The following is a 21,702-nucleotide window of genomic DNA, read 5'->3' as shown; positions in this document are numbered from 1 at the left end:
AATCATCGGCAGAGACATTGCTGACGCTTTCGCTAAAGGTAACGGTGTAATCGACGGATGCAGCATTGGCATCGGGTGAACCGCTGGGGGCAATACTGGTAACGCTGGGAGCCACATCGTCGGTGACGTTGATGGTGACATCTTGCGTTGATGCGGTATTGCCATCGGTGGCTTGTACGCTGAGCGTATAGCTGCCGGTCGCACTGGCATCGAGCTGGCTGGTATCGCTCAGGGTGATTTCGCCCGTGGCGCCATCGATAGTGAAGGCATTGCCAGTGTTGCCGGACTTGATGGAGTAGCTCACCGAGTTATCGTCACCGGTAGTGGCGACAGTGCCCAGGGAAGTGCTGTTGGTATCGCTCTCGTTAACGCTAAAGGATTGGCCGGTGGTGATGGCCGGGGCGATATCGTTAACTGCTATGGTAACGGTTTCATCGGTAGAACTATTACCATCATTAGCACGTAGAGTGAGGGTGTAACTCTGGTTGTTTTCAAAGTCGAGGGCTGCTTCACCTCCTGCATTTAACGTGACTTCGCCGTTGGAAGCATTGATATCAAAGTAGTCTTCCCCTGTACCACCGACAATCGAATAAGTGACCGAATCAATTCCGCCACCATCGCCATCGTTCGCTTCTACATCGCTATCCGCCAGCACCACTAAGCCACTGATGGAGGTTTCATCGATATTGCCTCCATTAACAGTGGTGAATACTGGCGGATTGTCTGCCACCGCGGTAGTAAAGCTAATCTCGTCGAAGTAAAACTGTACCGGATCAGCTGACGTCATAGTAAAAGAGGTTATGTTGGTAAAGCTATCAAGCCCGACCTTTATAGCATTATCGCCAGCAATAGCGCTGGGGATATCAGCGTTAATATCTTGACCGTTTGCAGTAAAAGTAACTACTGTGGGAGGGGGATAGGCGCTTCCTGTTGTAGTAGTCGTTACAAGCTCAATCTCCCCCATATTGATGGCTTGATCGAAAGTGAACGTATAAACGATATCATTGACAGTACCGTACTCCGTGGAACTTACTACTTGACCGTTTAGGTTGAACCCATCGACGTTATCAAACTCCATGTAGGCAACGCCAGACGCCGAGATCGTCATGGTAACGCCATCAACAGTTTCTCTTACTGCTCGGTCGCTGCCAGTTCCAACTTGGCTGGTGTCGCCTGAATCCCAATTAAATACAGATTCTGCCGCCAGCAGCCCCTGCCAAGTGCTCTGTTGCTCAATACCTATTAAGCTGCTGGTTTCCACTTGACCATACTGCTGCTCTAACACCCAGTTGCCGCCAAGGCTGTTCGCACCGGTTAAGTCATCGGAAGCGGCCACATCCGCCCCAGTTACCCGTGCTAGCGCCTCCACATACCGCAGTCCCTGCTCGCCCGCGCCAACATCACAGCCGTAAATAAGGATGTCGCCGTTTGGCCCCAATGCTTCGCCCCATTGTTCCAGGAAGCTGGCATAACCCGGCAGAGTCTCGCTATCAAGCGTGCTGTTACCAAGCGCTAGGCGCCCTTCACTGCCGTGGGAAACCAGGTGGATGGCGTCAAATTCGCCGCGCTGTGCTAACGCCTGGGCGATTTGTTCAACGCCGCTGGTGTTAGAGTTTAAGAGTATGACCTCGGTATCGTAGGCCACGCCGTTAAGCAGTGTTTGGTAATCGTCAACTCGGGGGTCGACGAAGATGACTTCGTTACGACCAGTCGATTGGCTTGGGGGCGTTTGGCGGGTGGGAGTATTCATAAAGAGCACACTCTTTAAGTTGTGTAGAGATTTGGTTGTATGTTTGTGTATATTTTATCTGTAAGCATTTGTTTATATGTATTTTTTATATGGCTTTTCTTATACGGCATCGACCCGGCAATAGGCAAGTGACAGGCTGGAGCTGTCGCCGTCAAAGATAGCAACCCGAAGCGCTGTAATGTCCATTTTAATGCTCCTAGTGCAGTTCTTTTCTCCAGGATCTTTCGAGAGCACGTCGCTGACAAGGGGTTGTGAGAAGCTGATACTGAAGTGATCCGTTGTGCTGTGGGTGACCGTTCTAGTAATTTCAGTGATACCCAACTGATACTGTGATTCTGCGGCATTTAAGCTGAAATGCTGAGTATGACAGCCGTCACAGAGTAAGCGACACTGTCTGTGATTAATATAAAGACGCTCACAGGGTGAAAGATGCATACATTGGATTTCCCTATTTCAACACTGCTGGATGATCTGGTCGCTCTATTAGGCCCATCTTTCCACGTTCAGAAACACGTGATCGCGCTCTTCGCTACATCAAAGGGCCCCGCTGCTTTGTGAAGTGTCCTGAATCTTTATTTGATTTTTATTGTTTAGATTTTCTTACCACTTACCACTTACCACTTACCACTTACCACTTACCACTTACCACTTACCACTTACCACTTACCACTTATACAATTTTGGGTTTCTTGAACGAAAAACAGTCATTGAAGTTTATTGAGAAAATTGCCAAATAAGTATTAATATTATGGTCGTTGGCCTAAGTGTGTGCAAGATTTTACTGCTAGGTTCAATGAGGCTATGGTGCTAGAGCGCGCAGCAGGGTTGACCACTACTAACGCAAAGCGGTTAGTGGCCTATAGCGAGTGGACAATGTTAGCCAGCGTAAGCATTAAAGTGATGCCTTATTAAAGGCATTTTTATTACAACATTAACAAGGAGTGCTTTATGGATCCATTTGTTGGGGAAATCAAAATGCTAGGTTTTGCATGGGCACCGGTGGACTGGGCTCTGTGCAATGGTGCCCAGCTATCTATTGCACAGTATCAGGCTCTCTTCTCTTTGCTCGGCACCGTTTATGGCGGCAATGGCCAAACCGTTTTTAACCTGCCAGATCTGAGAGGGCGAATGCCCAGAGGGCAAGGTCAGGGAGCGGGCATGCCAAATGTCACTATCGGTGAGCAGGCTGGAGCGGAAAACCGCACACTGACTATCAATCAAATGCCTCAACATACCCATGCCGCAGGGGCAATGACCACACCTGATGCCGCCAATCAAGCCACGCCTGCCACAGGGGATTATCTAGCCAGCGGTAAAGTGGGCCTAAGTGACTCTGTACGTAATTACTTCCGTGGCACCCCCTCTGGCACGGTTGAGTTAGGCAATGGCCAAACGGGCATTACCGGAGGGAGCCAACCGTTTAACGTTATGAACCCTTATCTCGCCCTGAGCTTCAGTATTGCGTTACAGGGTATCTATCCATCCCGTCCATAGGGCAAGTGGCGGTGGCCGAACGCGCGAGGGTTCGGCCTCTTATTGAGGAGTCATGATGTTAGGCACCATTACGGCGGCAGACTTTCAGCCGCTACAAGGAGAAGTGTGTATCTTTGAGACGACGACCCCAACGCTTTCGGTGAGATTAACGGTCGAGCAAGTCACCAGCCGCCCCGACTGCCAAGTGCCGGGGGTAGGCGAGGCGCGGGAGCCTTTTGGTGTTCTTCTATCGGGGCAACAAGACGAGGTTGATTTTACCAGCGCCACCGGGGTCTTGCGCTTAGGCGACGGGGCAACGCTGGAAGGCGTTTACATTAACCGTGTGTTACCCCCAATGGGTGGCGACCCACGGCCCTGGTATCAACTGGTTTTTAACTAATATTTTTACTAACTAATAGTTGACTAGGGCGTTTGCGGATACCAGACCCAGCGCTCTACCGCCCCCATTAGCCTTTCAAAGCGGAAGCCTAGCTGCTGGTAAAGCTGTTTGGCATACACATTAAATGGATCGACGGAGAGGGAAACGGGGCTCATAACTTGAGCCCCTGCTGACTGGACTGCCTTAAGAACGACAGCACCATAGCCTTTATTACGTGCCCCCTTGATCAGAGCGAGGTCGAGAATATGTACTTCATTAGCACCGAAATCCACGGTGACACGGCCGATCCGCTCACCCTGTTTCTCGATGATATAATACAAGGCATTGGGGTAGGCGGTTCCATAACCGATTGCTTGGGCCTTAACCTGCATCTCAAGCAGCGCCTCAATCATATCTTGATCAGCCAGCGCCAGTTGCAGGTCTTGCCGGATATCTCGATAAAGCGCTTCAAGAAAAAGATTATCCGAATCTCTGGAGGGTCGAAGTTGCAACCCATCGTTTAAGTGTCCGCCAATACCTGACATTCCGCTTCACCTTTTTCAGTTTTTGGACGATTGAACTGCCTACTGCAAGTTTGTGTCAAGTTTTTACTGCGCAGCCAAGGGATCTATTCAATAACCCCAACGCTTTAACCAGACGATTACCTAACACGCTAACCACTTATCAGCCTAAAAAGCCTAAGCCATAAAATCAATAACTTAACATTATATACAAAACCTACACAGAAAAATTAAGCCAATAGCTGTAATAACTATAGATTACCAGCATGCTTTATTCACCACACAAAAAACAAGTGCAATCAAAAAGATAACTTCAATTTACAAAAAGAACATTAAAAACTCATACTTTTTAATCAAATTGTCGTTGACACTTGCAACTCCATGAGCCAATACTTACTTAGGTATACTACAAATAAAGTAGTACGCCGCTCTGCATATTAATGCTCTTTAATTTAAGAATTTAAGCCTATCTAGGGAGAATACATTATGAGCGATACTCTTACAGCTGAATTAATGGCAAGCGCGCCGCTTAAATTCAGCTATCCCATCACCCCAGAAGTTTCAATCGACACCACTGTGAGCGGCGATTCCCGCCAGAATGCAACAGTATCGATTATTTATGGATCAATGACGCTATGGTCGGGCACCATGACTCAGTTTGCTCCAGAGATTACAACCCCTTTCGAAATTAAGGCAGGCTCTATCACCATCGAAGAAGGTGGCACCTTTACACTGACAATACCGACATCAATGCAGAACGGATCGGTGGCGGCCGACCTAACGATCACGACGGCCACGAGCAAGGTGCCTTTCAACGCCCTTGTCGCCACTTGGCCACTCTCCTCAGCGAATTAATCCTGACCACAACGCCTACGCTTTGGTTCAAATGCCAGAGCGTAGTCTTTGTGTAGCACCGTCGTCATTCTGGCGCACGGGCTGGGTTTATCATCGACCTATGATCGGATCTGCAGTCATGACGCAAGCCGAACAACTGCTCAATGGACGTCCTCGTGCACTCAGCACAGATGAGGTGATTGAATTTTTCAACGCCCTGCCCCCGCATCAAGCCACCGCGGGGCCTCTCACCATTGAGGCAAAAGTCTCCCCTGGCATGGGCCAGGTCGTTGTTAAGTTAGCACTGGCTGGCAGAGAAATAGGCAGGCATCTGCTCGGTTATACAGAGCAGGTGCTCATTCTGAATCTCGCCAACAATGGAGCCACTGCTACGGGAAAAATCAAGCTTGAGCTTAGAGCCGCGCCACATTTCTCCTCACTGGGAGCCGACGTCAGTGCCAAACAGTCAGGGCAAACTTTTTGCTTCAAGGGTGATATCGCCTCTTGGCAAGCTAACGGTTTGCCGGTAGTCGGCCACTATGTTACCCAGCTCGACGCCACTCTCACCGCCAGTACCACTGTGCGTGGAGTTTCCGCTAATACGGCCAATTTCGAATTCCGCTCTCTAGGGGACGCGGTTGCCGCCATGACAGCAACCCAATTAGCCCCAGTGCAAGTCTACCCAGATGAGATCAGCGTCGGCGACCTGCACATATGCAAGGGTGCGAAGATCACCCTGGCTGTGCCAACCGAGATAGGGCCCGGGATGCTGTTCCTACAATGTTTCTTTAAGACCGCCACCACCCCAGAAACACAGGTCTCAGCCTCGGTAGCTAACATCGCCTGGCCTCAGGTCGCTACCCCAAAAATGGTGTCCGACGAAGCGCGCGAAGGAGATCCGCATGACTGATGAACCACTGTTTACCCAGGACTTCAATAGCGCACTCTATACGCTGAAACCGACTAAAGCGACAGCTGGGTGGGTAGGCTTTATCTACCGCTGTGACAGCAACCCGCCTGCGACATTGAATTTTTCACAAGCCTTCAACGCGGGTTATTTTCTGTTTTCTCCCACCTCGCCAAAGCTAACAAACAACGCTGAAGCCGAGACCTTTATCTCTGCTGTTCAGGACTGGCTGAACGACAAGTTCGGCATCGGTAATCCGCAACGCTTTACCGGATCAGCGGTGTTGTGGATGCCCGACACGGCAATGCCGACATTTGGAGCGCCAGACGAGACCACAATCACATTTTTCCAGGGCCTCAGCACCACTTCCACAGCCAGCAATTACAATTTACATTTCGGCCAACTTACCCTATCGATCCCTCGCCAAGTCACGCTAACGATGCGAGACGAAGGGCTGCTATTCCGGCAATCCGGAGCACAGCAGATTGCTTTCAACACAGACGACGGCATCGGTGCACCGGAGGCCGAAAGCGACCTGGTCATTCCGTTTCAGGGGGATCTCGCTGGCTGCTTAACCGTTCAGGGGTTAATGACGCGCACGAGCAAGTTGAGCCCAATCAGCTATTTCGAGACGGGCTTTCACTATCTCTACACGGATGACAAGGACACGGAACAGCGGCAAATATACCCATTATTTGAGGTAACCAATGGACTGCCTACACTCAGCTTTACAGCTGCGCTAGACCCCCTGGATAAGCTAAATAATGGCGCACTCTCTGCCCCCGGCATTGGCCTTTACCGTAGCCTGTTTGGCTTTGCCGACGGTGCCGATATCGCCAGTCACTTTCGTGATAAGCACGGTAATCCGGTCGGGCTGGTGGCACAAGGTGGCTACGGAGAAGATGGCTTACCCGTGAGAAACTGCGGGGCGCTGGTATTTCAATCTCGGGATAGAGCTGATGGCCCACTTGCGCAGGTCTATTTCGCGCCAGCTGGCGACTACGCCTTCAGTACTGGCGGTACCGGTCTGGTGCTGCCTGGGCTGTTCGGCTCGGAACTGTTTCAAATTGCCCCTTACAAGGCTAACGCCTCCTACGAACGGGTACAATTCCAACCCAATTGCTCAGCTTACGCGCCGGTTTTCCCCTTCCCCAGTGCCAGTCTCGACGATCCAGGTGCGGCCGTTCCCAAGCAGCGGCTCACCACAGACTATACCACCAGCCATGGCGCTATTATCAATGGTCCGAGAGGTGCAGCAGCCTATCTAGCGCAGCCACAAGGCAGCCCGCTATATGCTCCGGGCGTAGGTGCTAAAACGAACGACCTTGCGGTACTTCCACCGCTGCCGACCCCGTCACCAATCGCTCAGCCAGCGAATAAAAAGTTACTGCTGCCCTTCGTACCTTATGCCGGACTATCCAGGGTCGACGACGGTTTTCCTCACGATTTGGTCGGTACTTTCGAAAGCCAAATTCTCAGCGCGGAGCGTAAAGCCCTACTAGGAGTGTCCAGTATCCGCGCCGTGGCCGAGCTTAGAGCGGCGAAGGAAAACAGCGCGATACCTAAAACCCACGATGTGACACATCAATCGACTACCCCCCAGGGGCTTTACGCCGAGATCGCCACAGCTTCAACGGGAGGGGCCGAGGCGCTCTACCAGAAGATATTTTTGGCCAAGTCGAACGCGAAGAAGCCGACAACCGGCGAAGTGGATTTTGGCTTTATCGAGCCCGATGCCGATTTACAGAATCTCTTCCAAACCAACCAACTGCTGGCCGTGATCGTCAATCCAAAGCACCTTGGTGAACCTTCTCCAGCCGATGCCACCGCTATCTTTGAGCGTGAGGTGGTCATCGCAGACTGGGGCATGACAGCAGCGGTTGGCGATAGCCTCAACACCACCGCCTACAGCAATATTCTGATTCTAAAATACTGCGATGGGGCATTGACCGAAAGGGTCAAAAATCCTAATCAGTGGGTCGGAGTGGATGACTTCTCGCTAACTGGCCAGGGGGATGCCGCTACTGCACTGGCTGGGCTTTCGTCCTATCTGCAAACCTATCTAAACGAAGGAATCAAAGAGGCAGAAGAAAGGGGCAACACGCTTTACGCTAACTTCGCCCGGATTGTGCAGGATCCAAACTGGCAAGGCTTTATCGTCCTCAAGGCAAAGGTAGACCCATCAGGCTTTCCCGACCAAATCAAGGGACTAACGGCAGGCATCGATTTTTCTCGCTTCGAAGCGCATCACTTCGGCGCTACTGCCAGCCGGGTGAGCGTCGACGGCACCCAGGTGACCATGCAGGTGCCAAGCAGCCTGTTCGGCCTGATCGATTATCAACTGCCCCAGTACCAAGCTTATGTTGCTGCGGGTGGCAATCCGGAGATGCCCCAGGCGCTGGCTACCCAAGGTGACTTTGGCTTCACCGTGCTGCAGTTACAGACGCTGTTCGAGAATGCCGCGCAGACTGACTTTCGTAGCCGTATTCAGATCACCATGAATCAGTTGTTTATGTCGCCGGTTACCAAAGGTTACGGCTCAATTGGTAAACTGCCTGCGACGGCGGTGGTGCTACGTGGCAGCTACCAGCGCCAAGGGGCAACTCCCGTCTATGTGTTCGAACAAAACAACACCAATGTGTTCGAGCTGAACAACAGCGCATTGCCAAGCCTGGCGCTACAGCGGGTGGTATTCAATACCTTATCGACGGATAAAAGCGGCACTATCCGCAGCCGCTTTATAATGAACGGTATTTTCGAGTTCGCCCAGCTTTCAGTGGCCGACAACGATACCACTCGTCACGTCGACCTCCTCTCCTTCGGCCTGCCTGAGGGTGCCAAGGTCAACGACCCACCGAGCGGCCTCGCCTTCTCGGGCCTGGAAATCGCTATGAGCTCGCCGCTTGATGCGCCCAATGCGGTGACCTTTACCTTTGAGACCGAACGGCTCGGGTTGGATGCGGGTGCTAGCAAGGCGCGCGACCATAGCCTGTTCAAGGATCTTGCCCTCAGCGTCTCAGGCTTTATCGCCGGTGCGGAAGACAAGCGACCAATCGACTTTGGCTACCTTCCCGTGGGCATCGAGCCGAAAGTTCAGGCAATCTCCGGCCCCTGGTACGGCATCAGCTATACGGTGAGCATGGGTACGCCGGGAGCTCTAGTCTCCGCTGCCGGTTTCTCCTCAAAGATGCTACTGGCCTGGGCGCCGAGCTCGGGCAAAGGTGCGGCGGCCCCTGCGGTCTTCGTCGGTCTGCAACTGCCGGGCGCAGCGCCCGGTGCCAAGCTTCTCTCCATTCAGGGAGTCATGAAGCTTTCCATCGATAGCTTACTGCTGCGTCAGGAGGCCATAACCGCTGACCAACGGGCTTTCGTATTGCGGCTCAACAATATCGCACTCTCCTTCCTCGGGTTGGCGAAGTTGCCCTCCAGCCCAATTAACTTCTTCCTATTCGGTGACCCAACAGGCAGCGGTGCCTTGGGGTGGTACGCCGCCTATATCGACAAGGATGCGGCTCAGAAAAAATTGTTGGCTCCAGCAAAGCAAATAGGTCACGCACCTGATCAGCCGCAGGACAAGGAGACATCGTCATGACCCGGGTAATGGTCTGGAATATCGACAAGTTTGATATTCACAAAATCAACCAGTTAAGCTTAAGTGCAAACCCGGCGTTCGGGCTGAGCGAGTGGGAAGTTTCCACGGGGATATTCGGCTACATTATCGACAACCTGTCGCTGACACTTCCCGATGGAAGCCGCATCTTTCCCGACATCTTCGTTGTCATTGAAGTGTCGACTGAGTTCAACGCAAACAACCTGACACCAGGCCTTCTCGACACTGGGCTCGGTGGCGAAGGTTGCCTCTATTTACTGGAGGGCCTGCGCGAAGCCAGTGGCAATCCGAACTGGATGTTGGTACCTCCCCTCCAGACTGGTGCCTTCGATTCCGTCGCTGTGTTCTACGACAGCAGTAATCTCGTCTTCACAGGCCCTAGGGTCTGGCCCGGAGCTCAGGGCCCTGCCGCAGATCCAAACCAAGTGCCGGCTCCAGCCACTGCAGCCTACCCAGGTATGTTTGCTGGTGTGCTACCCAACCGGCAAGTCCCCGCAGGATTGCCAAACGCAGGTACTCAGGAAGACATCTGTGCTGCGAACACTGTCTTTCACATGAAGGTTGGAGCTCCCTATGCAGGGCACGAAATGGATTTCGACAGTCAGCGAACACCCTATCAAGTGACCTTTGGCGAGATAGATGGCAGTGGCGCGGTAGTGCGCATGCTTAACTTCTTCATCGTGCATTCTCCAGCCAATACGAACGATGCCATTCAGTTCATGAGGACTATGGCTGGAACTGAGGAAATTTCTTCCGCTCCCGCTATAAACGAAGTCAAAGCGGTGCTGGGGGACTTCAACCTGAATCTGACCGATTATGATCAGACCAGGGATCCTGCTGTGCTGGTGCAAACCGGCGCCTATGAGCCGTTGACTGATCTAGGCTACGACATGGCGCTCACCTCGCCAACTCCGGTTCCGTTTGGCTCTCTTAATCCGGCAACATTTAACGGCTATACCGGTTATCTGGCGACACACCTCAAACCGGTGAGAAGAGCCACCTATCGCTATGCGGGAACAATCGCTGATTACTACCCCTGCTTCGGTATAACCGGGTCCTCCCAGTCCTCGGTCAAGAACTACAGTCTCGACAATATCCTGGCTCGCTATGGCACCGCTGCTAATGGTCCAATGGCCGAAATCAGCATCATGAACGGTACAGTTCCCCAGCCCTATGATGTGGTTCCGGCACCACCGTACAATCCGCCCAAAGGTTTCTACACCTGGCCGATGCAGATGGCAGCGCCAGAATATCAGGCACCACCGCCGCAAATCACGAATACCAATCGAAATGGAAACGATGCTCCACTGCCAGCATTGGATGTGTTTCGCCAGTGGAACAACTACGGCCGCATCTTCACCACCTCCGACCACATGGCGCTGATCGCGACGATTTAGGAGCTCCCCCATGGCTGACCCAACTCCGATCCAAAAGCTGCGCGACGCCTTCGCCAATGCGCCAGACGGCCCAGTGATTCTCAACGACACCTTCTGGATCAACGCCGGGTTGGTGCCACCGGAGAACTTTACGGCTGACATAAAAGCTGCCTTCCGACTTAGCGACGATACCAACGGGTTGGAGATCACCTACAGCCGCGCCTCGGTCAGCGAAGTAACCAGCGGGAGCTTCTCTATCCCGGAGGTCTCCCTGACCTTCCTTAACGCGCCGACCAGTCAGACTTATATCATAGGCAAGGATAACGACAGCGATACACCGATTCTCGGTATCGATGTCGCGCCACAAGAATGGCAGTTGAAGGATTTCTTCACCGCTATGAGTGGCTACCCCTACAGCGTATTGGAGCAGATCGAACAACGGTTTTTCTATACCACGGCGGAACAGCCCTTAGACTTCAATGGGGCATCTATACCCATGGCCACGGGCCAGAACCTGTATGGCAACTTTGTGGTACCCAGCACGGTCAAGCTTATCCTCGACCTGATCCAGGGCCTGCCGAACCCGTCCGATCTAGTGCTATCGGGACCAATCAGGCTTAGTTCGGCTGATCTTAAAAACACCTTCGTTCCAGAAATGGATGTCTCAGCTGGCATTCCTTCGGCAGGCGACCTCAAGCTGTTTTTCATTGATGTGTCACTGCCCCGCATCGGCTTTGTCGTCAAAACAGTGGAAGGCGAGCTGCCGGCAGAAGAAGGGGAAGCTGCCGAAAAGACCTACAACCAGAATCCGCAATATTTTGTCGAAGCCGTCGTCACGCTGCAGTCCGTCGACGAGGGGACAGAGATTCCGGTGCTGCTGCGTAGCCTGATTCCCAAAGCCGCCGAATCACCGTCAGGAACCAGCGCCCGTTACAGTTACGCCTTCTCGATTGCGGCTGCCGACAGTGACAAGCCGATTACACCGAGCGCAGTTATCGCGCTGATGGCTGGCCAGAGCTATTTCCGCTCGGTGCCGCCGGTACTGCAGGAGTATCTTGCCAGCGTACAGATGCAGGGCTTTCAGATTGCCGGACCAGCCAGCCCGACAATGAGAGTGACAAGCCTCGCCGCCCAGCTTGGCTCGGTGCAGGGCAAACCGATTCCGCTGTTTATTGATCCCACATCCGGCGAGCAGTTCGAGATCCAAGCATTCTCGTTCAACTGGCGTATGCAGATGGCGAATGACAAACCCAGTAAGACCTTCGCCAATTTCTCCGCCAGCTTTACGTTATTTCCCGACATTTTCCGCCAGAAGGATGGCTCGCCGGGTGGTGAATTCCGCATTCAGATCGACCAGGATCTTAATTTTAACGGCAACTTCGATGGCAAGGCGTCCATGAATGACGTCCTGATGGGTGTCACCGGTGGCGCCATCGGTATGCCTCAAGGCGTAGAAGTAGAATTTTCCGACATTATTATCGCCGTACAGACCAGTGAAAAAGCCTACCAGTTGGGCTTTACCGTCGATGCCTCGCTGGACGTGCCTTTTATCCAAACACCGGATGGGCAGAAGCTGATCGAAATCAGCAACATGGCCTTTAAACTCGGCGCCAGCACACCAAGCCGCACGGAGAATCAAAAGGGAGCAACTGTCTACACCGGCGCTATCGACGGCCAAGTCCGGGTTGGGCCGCTCTCTGCTGCTATGCGCGTCGACTACGACGGTACTGCACAACCGCCGGTCTGGAGTCTCGACACTGCTCTTTTGGAGCCGGTCTCAATCAGCGATTTGCTGAGGCAATTTTTTGATGCCTACCAACTGCCAGATTTTATCCCCGGTGATCTGACCGTCGAGGCATTTGCACTGAATGCAGAAATCCCAGTGGTCTCTTCCAAGCCCAAAGACAACAAGGCTAGCACTGCGCTTATTCGTCCCGCCAGGCATGTGGCGGGCCGCCACCTGGGCGCTGGCTGGACAAGCCACGTGCGCCCGGTCGGGGCACTGACCAATGCCCAGTATCGTGCAGCGCTTCCCATACTTGCCGAAAAGCAGCAGCAATCGTCTTACAAAATCTCTGGCAAACTTAGCTGGAACTTCCAACTGACCCCAGACTTCCCGGTGGCAACGCTGGCAGACATCGGCTTGCAATATGACGGCAACCGCCAGGCGGGAGCACAGTTTTCCGGCCAGATTATTGGCACCATCACTCTCGACACCATTGGAGCCACAGTCGAGATCGGCTACCGTTTCGGCCCAGCCAAAAATGATGTCCAGAGCCTTGTGATGCCAATGACGCAGACGATGCGTGCCGCCGTCGCGGCCGAACAGTACAGTCAAGTACTGTGGATGGCTTGGAAGGGCTTTCGCGCCGAGTATTCCTTCACGGAAGAGACCATCACCTTTTCGATGAACGGCTGGACTGTTGGCGGTCTGGTGACAGCGCTGATGGAGATGTTGGGCGACCCCTATTTCACCCTGTCGAGCCCCTGGGATATGCTCAATACGATCTCACTCGATGGGCTATCGATCAGCTTTGATCTGAAGAGTGGCGTCAAGAACCGGATTAGCGCTCATTATAAGCTACCATCATCGATCAACCTGGGCTTCCTTACTGTCCATGGTCTCGTCTTCCGCCAGGTCGACGGCAAGACCACACTGGTGATCGATGGTAAGACGCAGATCCCCGGTCTTGAGAATGAACCGCTGTTTAACAAAGAGAGCGAAGGACAGGACGTCAAGAACATGCCGGATGTTCCCGGGCGCGGCAACAGCTACTTCCATCTTTATATGATGGCACTCGGCCAGCGGGTGGCTATCTATGATCCAGGGGCTTTCGATTCCACCAAAGCCGTGATTGAAGCACTGGCGGATATTCCACCCTCCGACGGCCCTGGAATGCCTTTCGATCCAAGCCAGCAAAAGAGCGGACAGCCCTACTACAATCCCTCTTCCAACTGGTTGGCGGCGCTCCACTTCGGTGTGCTCAAGATTCCGGCCACTAGCATCTATTCGGTTGATATGCAGATCGTCTTTAACGATCCCAATCTTTACGGCCTGCGCATTGCTCTCAACGGGGAAAAGGTCAAGGTCTTAGATGGTCTTGAGATCGACGTTCTCTACAAACGTATCACCGACGATATCGGGCTTTATCAAATTGAGTTCACGCTGCCAGGGGTTCTGCGTAACCTCGATTTTGGCGCCTTTAAGGTCACCCTGCCAGTTATCGGCATCCAGATCTACACCAATGGTGATTTCCTAATCGACTTCGGTTTCCCGAAGAATATGGACTTCAGCCGATCTTTCAGAGTTGAAGCAATCATCTATGGTGTTCCGGTGTTGGGTTCTGCTGGCTTTTATTTCGGCAAGCTGTCCAACGCTACCGCACCGAACCTACCGGTAACGACGAGAGGTACCTTCCACCCGGTCATCGTCTTCGGCTTCGGTGCAGAAATTGGTCTCGGGCGCTCGGTTGAGTACGGCATTCTGAAGGCCGGTTTCTCAATCACTATCTTCGGCATCATTGAGGGCACGCTTGCGGCCTGGCACCCCTATCAACTAACCCAACCCTATCAACTAACCCGCTCCAGCAGCTCAAACGAGGTGCAGGGTGACTATTATTTCAAGCTGACAGGCACCTTCGGATTAATCGGCCGACTCTATGGATCGATCAACTTTGCAATTATCAAGGCTGATTTGGATATCACGGTGAAGGTGTATATCCAGATCACCTACGAAAGCTTCCGTAAGATCCCCTTGATGTTGGCCGCCGAGGTTAACGTCTCGGTCAAAGTTAAAATCGACCTCGGGCTCTTCTCTATCTCTATCAGCCTGTCATTTGCGGCTACGATTCGCGAAGAGCTGACAATTGGCAGTGATAGCCAGGCGCCATGGGACGATCCATCACGCCAACTGCCCGAGGCAGTGTTTATTGGCGTGACTGCAGATGGCGCTTATCAGCGCCAGCGTCGTTTGCCTGTGCCCCGCACGCTATTCGACTACGGCATTTATCACCGAGCTTTCCGCCTCGATGCCACGCAAGGGTTGGCGCGTCTGAAGCGCAAGCAAAGCCTCACCGCGCGCCCGGACACTCTGGAGATCACCCTAGCGACCCAGATGACGGTTCTCGGTGCGGAAAATGCTGGCTACGCTCAGCAAGAAGGTGCCCTTGTTGTACTGTTCTCAATGGATGCACCAGAGCAACCCACTGAGGGTACATCCCCAGCGGGAGATGGCGCCGACACCTCCTTTGGTAAGCTCTGTGCCCAACTATTGCCATGGATCCTGCATAGCGTAACGCATGAGACCGGACTGCCACTGCCGAGCACGGCCACCGGCACCCTGTCACGTGCGGCGGTTGAGGGTATCCTGCAAACCCTGTCGGATCCTGACATTGAACCCTTCACCCCTGCACAGATTGAGGCTTTTCTGGCAGAAAACTTCACCGTGAAGATCAACTTGCCCGACGCCAATCTGAGCGAGGAGCGACGAGCGGCACTCAATGCTGGCGCTACGCTGTTCCCGGCGTTGCCATTTTTGCGCCTCAGCGTGCCGGATCCTACCCAGGACACTGGCGAAGTAACGATCGACCTAAGTGCCTATGTTAGCGCTGACACCGACTATCAGATGTTAGTACGTCAGATTTTTGCCGAAACAGCCGCCAATGTTGATAGCGAGACCGATGGCGATGGCACACAAACACTCGACCAGAGCGCTAGCCCTTCAGTGCCGATGGCAGCCACGATACTCACCGACTACATTGTCTTGCTGGCCAGGCAGCTGGTTCAGCGGGCACTCGACGTCTTCGATGATTACCCCTATCCGCTGACTGACAAGACTTCGATCAATACGATTGTGGACTGGGCGAATGGCCTGCTGGCTGATCAACTCAATGCCGCAGACTTGATCGCGTCCAATATGACCTATCCACTGACGGCGGGGCTGACACTTAAGCTGGCGAGTATCCACTATATGGTGCAGTCGGGTGACACGCTGCAAGCCATTGCTGACCGTTATGGCATTGAGCCGGCGAGCCTGATCACTGAGAACCGGAGCCAAAATAACCTGATCGCCTCCAGAATCACTGTCGAGCTCAACGATAAGGTCTATAGCACTCAGCCCGGCGACGACTTCAATGCTATCGCCGCAGGTGTGGGCCTAACGCTCAAGGCGCTTGCTCAGGAGACGCAGCTTTACACCCAAGCAGGACTGCTCGCCGCAGCCGTACAGACTTGTGTTCCCGATGTTGCCTATACGACCAGGGATGAAGATACCATCGCGACGATCCTGGCACGCTACCATGTGCCGAAGGAAAGCTTCTTGACCGCCAGTACCATGGCCAAAGCGAATCTGTTCCGAACCGACACGGATCTAGCCTTCGCCGTACCGCGGCTCTCTGTGCTCCCCGAGGACAGCCTTTGGCCGTCCATCGTCGCCACCGGCTCACTCGGCCAAACCGCCGGCATGGCTGCGCGCTATATGTTGCACGGTATGCGGCTTCCGGTGGCACCAGAACTCACGTTACCAAAAGATTTTCTCTACGGCGCACCCTATTGGGATACTCAAACCGCTTACAGCCTCTATCAGTTGACCGGCCAGCAGGTACCACTGGCGAACCGCAGTGACGACTATACGATCACCCTTAGCCGCCCCGATACGCCAGATTACGATTGGATCAGTATTGGCAGCAGCACGTCAGCAAGTTTCGATAACATTTCCCAAGCCGGTTTGCTAACCCAGGTAGTCGATACCGCCCGCACCAATGGCTACAAGCCACGCGTCGAGGCGCTGATGATAACACCGGAGACAGAACTGGAACCGCGCAGCTATGGTATGGCGACCTATGTACCATGGAAGACCGCCGATAGCGCGGGGCTTGCAGCGGTTTGTGCGCCTCCGGCGGGACAAAGCAAAGTCGCCGACCAAGCCAGTGCGCCCCAGGCAAGCCCGATCCTTTTCGAACTGTCACCAGCGCTACAACAGATCATTGAGGCAAACCAGGCCGCGCTCGCAGCCCAGGGCTTGTCCTTCAGCGAGATGCAGCCTTATCTGCCGCCGCTGATTCCGGAAGTCGGCACCACAGACCCGGCCACGCAGAAGACCGCCTTCCAACCGATTGATGACTACAGTTTCGCGACACGGATCGACTTCCGCATCAAGGCATTAGCACAAACAGCTGATCAGGCACCGCAGCGGCCTGACGCCAATGACATCGTACCGCCGGGGCCGGGGAATAGCGGCTCGCCAGCACAGGACTTCGCGCCTTATGCCTATGAGATTATTGGCCCCAACCCAGGGGAGTCGGTACTGTTGGAGCGATTGCTGACCTCCATGGCAAGCATCGGCGAAGACCTTGTCAGTGGCTTGTTCCTGACCTATGCCGACATCAACAACGGCGTACCGGGGCTAACCAGCCAGGCGCCGTCTGACTTCCTGTCCTACATCGTACAGTCGAACCTTTCGACCGAGACCAATCCACCGGCAGGAGCATTCCGGGCCAATGCCCTGTTGGCCGAAGAACCACCGACGGGGATCGCTATGGCCCCAGCGGAGTTCATCAAGCTGCTGTGGGAACTAAGTACCGTCAATTCAGGTGGTAGTTTCCTGTTCTATCAAAACCTCGTCACCGGCTCTGGCCTGCCAACGGGCTTATTCGATAACGACGGTACAGCGACGCTGACACTGGTGATCACCTTACGCCGTGATGCTGCGTTGCAATCGGCGACAAGGGTCTTCAACGCAGTGAACGCCCTGGTGACCTCGGCGCCGATCGATCCAAAATCCTCGGTGGTGCAGCTAACCGGTACTTCGGCACCAGCCCCCAGCGGCGATGTCTCCGGCCAGACTCCCGCCGAAATTACTGCAGCCTATGGGCTCGACTTGGCGGGTCTGGCCAAGGCCAACCCCGGCGCGACGCTTACCGCTGGCGCCCATATCCCCGTCTCCGGTCTTATTGCCCAATTGACACCACAACAGGCGGCCACTGCCGACCCGCTACAGACGCTTGCCGACTATTACTCTGCTGGCTGCGTTCCAGGCCAAGGCGTGTCCAAGGCCGACATTATGGCTTGGAATCCAGGCGTTTCGGTGGCTCCCCTGTCGATTTTCCGCCTTCCACCTTTCACTTACCAGATTGGTGGTGCCCCAGGCTCGACGCTCACCGACATAGCACGCTATTTCAACACTTCATTGGTCTCATTGATTTACGGCGCGCGCAATACGGCGGGGCTCTTTGGAGATGTGGTTAACATCGACCCTCTAGCCTTAGCGGCCAAACCCAACCTTGGTCTCGGTAATGCTGGCTTCAGTCTACAACGCGAGCGCGGTGCGATACCGCAGCTCCCGGAAAACCCGACAACAGCAGACCTGAAAACCTATACCCAAGACACGTTACTGCAACTTTATCAGTTGCTCAGTGCACAGATCGTCGCTACGCCCTATTTCGATGCCAGTCAGATGGGCGCCTCCTTCGGTCCGAAGGATCCACCGGCCGAACCGAGTTCTACGCCACGCTCGCGGATTCTAAAGCGACAAGTGTTGGCAGAGGATACGCCTTATCACTACAGCCAGACCCTCGGCTTCACCGGTAAGGCATTGACCAATGCCGTACCGGGCGATACCAGCCTGCTTGATCCTTCTGGCAATCCTTACCTTGGTATCGGAACGCCGCTAACGCTGGCGCTAGACTGGCTAGACCTGTTCGGCAATCGGATCCCCAACCCCTTTAACACGGTTGAGCAGGAAACAACCCCGCCTTATGGCACCCTGGGGACAATGCTAACCTGTTCCGATGCGCTGATTCCTATCGATGCCTGGCCCTCGACTACCCGGGCCTATATGTACTCCGGCGATGCTGGAGCGCCCCAGCTTAGCGTCGAACTGGTGTTCGACCCGACACCCTACGAGCCTGATACCCAACTCAGCCGCGCCAGTGACCTGCATATAGTCCGTGCTGGTGACACACTACCGATATGGCAACGCACCGCGCGTAGTGATCTATCCCAACTGACGCGGGTCTACTTCCAACTCATTCAGGACTATACATCGCTCGGGATGATGGGGCTGGACGGCCCAGTGGTCACCATGGCCTTCGAAAACTCGCTGATGGCCGAGAAGACCCAACCGCTGACGACAGCCGAACGTGAACAGATCCTAACCTATCTGAGCACGGCGATTACCTATCTCAGCGCACGGGCGGATGGCCACACGGCAACGCCACCCAACAAAACGACGATTACCCGCAGCATAGACCTCAATGAGCTCGACACCACGGCAGACATCCATCAGCTTGAGCTCGGCCTCAGCTTTACCCGTCAGGCCGAATGGGTGGCACCTAACCTGCGCGCCGTGCGTGGAGGATTGCGAGCGATCTCCAACATTCCCGCCAATGGGCTCATCGAACTGCCGCAGCCAAACCTCCAGGCAAAGGACGAGACGCAAACCTATCCAGTGGCACTGACCGAGTTCGCGCTGCGTTTTGAAAAGACCTTCCAGACTGAGAACTGGCAGATGCGAGTCGGTATCGGTTCACCTGACCCAAGTGCGTCCAGCACTAGCCGCGGCTCGACCGTCTGGGCGGTGCGCATGGCTAAGCCTGATGCAGCAACGCCGGCAGGTATCGGCTACAAGATTGGTAACACGGCAAGCTATTTTGCACCGTTACCTATCGCGTCGAACTTGGTCACCATCGAGGTCGACTTGCGCCCTTACGAAACAGGCACGCCCTATTCGGCTTCCGATTCTGGTACGCTCACTACTTTCACCAGCGTAGATCCAAATGTTTGGCTGGAAGAGGCGTTAACAGCGGTCGATGATGTACTGGCAGCGTCCTTTTCAACCCCGCTCTATCAACTGGACCGACTGCTCGGGTTGACCGACGCCCCCGAAACTACGCAGGATGGCTTGCCCATCGAGCCCGAAAAAACAGGATATCTGTGGCGCCTGCTTGAGCATAAGAAAACCCTCGCGCATGCCATTTCATCAACCGCCACCTCGGTACTTGTTGGCGGTGACGACAGCTTGCAACCGGCTGCAATTGAGAAACTAAAACAGGCTCTTTTGAACCGGCTCAGCAGCGCAAACTCGCTGACGGCAGTGGCGGTTCTACCAGTAACGGGTACTTCATACGCCCCTCCTCTGGGACGCGCCGATGTGCCACCGCGCTTGTTCGGCCAACCCAGTGCAACACTGACAGGAGCCAGCACAGAGCTACCTAACGACAACTTCTCCCTAACCACCGGCAAGATCCCGCTGACCCAGGGTGAAGACACCAGCACTCTGGCCTTTCTTGCCACCTCCCGGTCGGCCGACTCAGAGAGCTATGTAGAGTTGAAACTCGATTACACGCTCACCCACATTGAGTATGACATCCGTGGTGTACAAGGGATCGAGAACTATGAACAGTCGAGCTGGATCTCTCTGCTTACCGGGCCGATCACCACACCCATTAAACCTGCCAAGGGGGATAGCTTCTCCATTCCGGTAGCGTTACGTGCCTTGCCACAACCCGCTACGGTTGAAGCGCAGACCGGCATTCCAAGTATGGCTACACCGCAGAGCCCAGCCGAACTTAAATCCTGGCGCTACGACTTCACGTATCTGCTACAGCAGGCGGCCCAGGATTCAGTCATGGCCGATGTCATCTTTAACCAAGATGCCAGCATCTCCGGCGATGACCTGGTCAGTGCAAGCAAGGATAAGGCACTTTTCGATGCCCTGGCCCAGTTTGTAGCGATTTATCCAGCGGTAGCGCGCGATCTGGAGTCCTACCTGCGACCAATCAGCGGTGAGACGTCTTCCTCGGATCCATCGGTCACTTTAGCCAAGGACGCCATTGCAGCCTTCGAAGCCGTGACGTCGAATGTCGCCACGGCCTACGATGAGTGGGCCAGGGGCAAACTGACCGCCCAGTTCGCCAAGGCCGCACCGCGCGTTGAATACACCTTCGAGATACTGCTGACACCTTCCGACGAAGGCCACGCCCAGGTCGAGATCATTCCGCAGCGTTTTGAGATCAGCCAGGAGAGCAAAGACAATTTCCTCTCCCTGGCCCAAGTACTTATCAACTCGCAGAGCTACGAGCCACACGAAATCCGCAGCACGCCCGAAACAGGCGCCGTGGTGTGGCAGTACAAGCGACGCGAAGGGGCAAGCCAGGACCTGCCCGAATGGCTTGCTTACGAGACCGCCCGCACCAACTCCGAACGTCAGGTCGGCTTCAGCGACCTCGATCTGTTCGCATTGCAAAGCGGGTGGGCTTCCATTCAGGTTATGCGTAACCGGCATCTGTCACCAGACCTTGGTGTAAAAACCACGCCAGCGTTTGAATTCACCACGGCACCAGCGAAATTCGCCAACCCTCTGGTACCGCTGATCAGTATTCCGAACTACACCCTGGACGGGGATACTCCGCGCACAGTGACCCAATGGCTTGAGCCTTTTTTCAATCAACTGCTCGCGCCGCTACCCCAAGTACCTATTCAGGAGCCGTTACTGGTACGGATTGAGACCACCTACCGCTACAATCTGGTTGGCGAACAACATATCCCAGACACGGTCTTGCCGCTGTCGCTTTTGGCGCCAACCTCGACCGAAGGAAAGACCGACCCGAGTTTCATCGCTACGGTCGGAGACTATGCTCAAAGCTGGTTCAACGACACAAAGCCACTAGTCAACGCAAGCGCTGGTTTCAGCTTCGATATTACCGTTTTCTCAGCGGCCAGCAGCGCTAGCCTGCCATTGTTGAGAATTTCTAACCTATCGCTGGCAGCAAGCCTCGTGAAACCCGACAAATGATTAACGGCACACAGATAAAAGTTGGCTAGCCCTTCCGCAAGCAGGAGAGCTACTGCCGAG

The 21,702-nt window shown here is 54.3% G+C and carries 9 protein-coding genes; 7 read left to right on the top strand and 2 right to left on the bottom strand.

Annotated features, from left to right (window positions below; all coding sequences use genetic code 11):
* On the bottom strand, positions 1-1,750 hold a 1,750-nt coding region (locus ACW17M_RS14280), incomplete at its 3' end, for a DUF4347 domain-containing protein (RefSeq protein ID WP_457547675.1).
* Between the two features lie 948 nt (positions 1,751-2,698).
* Here ACW17M_RS14280 and ACW17M_RS14275 point away from each other — a divergent pair.
* Positions 2,699-3,244 (top strand): phage tail protein, encoded by a 546-nt coding sequence (locus ACW17M_RS14275; RefSeq protein WP_233974377.1) that lies wholly within the window; start codon positions 2,699-2,701, stop codon positions 3,242-3,244.
* 55 nt (positions 3,245-3,299) lie between these two features.
* Complete coding sequence (locus ACW17M_RS14270; RefSeq protein ID WP_457547674.1) at positions 3,300-3,623, top strand: DUF6916 family protein; 324 nt, start codon at positions 3,300-3,302, stop codon at positions 3,621-3,623.
* A 23-nt stretch (positions 3,624-3,646) separates the two neighbouring features.
* Here the strand turns inward: ACW17M_RS14270 and ACW17M_RS14265 are convergent, their stop codons facing one another.
* A complete protein-coding gene (locus ACW17M_RS14265; protein ID WP_039857261.1) occupies positions 3,647-4,147 on the bottom strand; it encodes a GNAT family N-acetyltransferase in 501 nt (166 codons plus the stop codon).
* Positions 4,148-4,609: 462 nt separating this feature from the next.
* Between ACW17M_RS14265 and ACW17M_RS14260 the strand changes: the two genes are divergently transcribed.
* The 5 genes from ACW17M_RS14260 (at position 4,610) to ACW17M_RS14240 (ending at position 21,642) form a co-directional block, all read left to right on the top strand.
* The gene (locus tag ACW17M_RS14260; protein ID WP_039857262.1) at positions 4,610-4,978 is read left to right on the top strand and encodes a hypothetical protein; all 369 of its coding nucleotides are present in this window, start codon (positions 4,610-4,612) and stop codon (positions 4,976-4,978) included.
* A 118-nt stretch (positions 4,979-5,096) separates the two neighbouring features.
* Positions 5,097-5,867, top strand: a complete 771-nt coding sequence (locus ACW17M_RS14255) for a hypothetical protein (RefSeq protein ID WP_039857263.1) — start codon at positions 5,097-5,099, stop codon at positions 5,865-5,867.
* Positions 5,860-9,456: a hypothetical protein gene (locus ACW17M_RS14250; protein ID WP_009285858.1), complete on the top strand. Its 3,597-nt coding sequence runs from the start codon at positions 5,860-5,862 to the stop codon at positions 9,454-9,456. Before ACW17M_RS14255 ends, ACW17M_RS14250 begins: the two co-directional genes overlap by 8 nt.
* Entirely contained in the window at positions 9,453-10,871 is a 1,419-nt protein-coding gene (locus ACW17M_RS14245; RefSeq protein WP_039857268.1) for a hypothetical protein, read from the top strand. The genes ACW17M_RS14250 and ACW17M_RS14245 overlap by 4 nt, the downstream gene beginning before the upstream one ends.
* A 10-nt stretch (positions 10,872-10,881) precedes the next feature.
* Complete coding sequence (locus ACW17M_RS14240; protein WP_457547673.1) at positions 10,882-21,642, top strand: LysM peptidoglycan-binding domain-containing protein; 10,761 nt, start codon at positions 10,882-10,884, stop codon at positions 21,640-21,642.
* Positions 21,643-21,702 lie beyond the last annotated feature (60 nt).

Source organism: Vreelandella sp. 2A-K22 (genome assembly GCF_054065485.1).
The sequence above is the reverse complement of the archived record's forward strand: the minus strand, read 5'-3'. Positions and strand labels throughout refer to the sequence as shown.

Coding starts and splice junctions, on each gene's coding strand:
- ACW17M_RS14275 (WP_233974377.1), top strand. CDS start 2,699: ATGGATCCATTTGTTGGGGAAATCAAAATGCTAGGTTTTGCATGGGCA.
- ACW17M_RS14240 (WP_457547673.1), top strand. CDS start 10,882: ATGGCTGACCCAACTCCGATCCAAAAGCTGCGCGACGCCTTCGCCAAT.
- ACW17M_RS14255 (WP_039857263.1), top strand. CDS start 5,097: ATGACGCAAGCCGAACAACTGCTCAATGGACGTCCTCGTGCACTCAGC.
- ACW17M_RS14270 (WP_457547674.1), top strand. CDS start 3,300: ATGTTAGGCACCATTACGGCGGCAGACTTTCAGCCGCTACAAGGAGAA.
- ACW17M_RS14250 (WP_009285858.1), top strand. CDS start 5,860: ATGACTGATGAACCACTGTTTACCCAGGACTTCAATAGCGCACTCTAT.
- ACW17M_RS14260 (WP_039857262.1), top strand. CDS start 4,610: ATGAGCGATACTCTTACAGCTGAATTAATGGCAAGCGCGCCGCTTAAA.
- ACW17M_RS14245 (WP_039857268.1), top strand. CDS start 9,453: ATGACCCGGGTAATGGTCTGGAATATCGACAAGTTTGATATTCACAAA.
- ACW17M_RS14265 (WP_039857261.1), bottom strand. CDS start 4,147: ATGTCAGGTATTGGCGGACACTTAAACGATGGGTTGCAACTTCGACCC.